The sequence below is a fragment of the Halalkalibacter lacteus genome (genome assembly GCF_036663595.1).
GTDB classification, from domain to species: Bacteria; Bacillota; Bacilli; order Bacillales; family Bacillaceae_D; genus Halalkalibacter; species Halalkalibacter lacteus.
This window is the reverse complement of the sequence record NZ_JAWRVL010000197.1, coordinates 1-273: the sequence shown is the minus strand read 5'-3', so window position 1 is coordinate 273 and position 273 is coordinate 1. Positions and strand designations below refer to the sequence as shown.

Genomic DNA, 273 nt, shown 5'->3' with positions numbered 1-273 from the left:
AAGTCTTTGTCAGGTCGCACGCGAGAAACGCGGTGAGTGCGCGCCGTATAGCGAGGCACCCTCGGCGACCAGCCGCTCGAGGAGCGGCGCCGCTCGCCCGTAATCGCCGAAGCGGGCGCGGTACTCGTTGACGCGCGACAGCACGGTGGGGAGACCGACGGTGTCGGCGAAAAACATCGGCCCTCCGCGATAACGCGGAAACCCGAACCCGTAACAGTAGATCACGTCGATATCGCCCGCACGGCTCGCGTAACCCTCGTCGAGCACGCGGGC

General features: G+C 66.7%; 1 protein-coding gene. It reads right to left on the bottom strand.

The annotated features are described in order from the left end of the window. Positions 1–9: 9 nt before the first annotated feature. On the bottom strand, positions 10–273 hold a 264-nt coding region (locus SAZ04_RS22060), incomplete at its 5' end, for a 3-hydroxyacyl-CoA dehydrogenase family protein (RefSeq protein ID WP_332699731.1).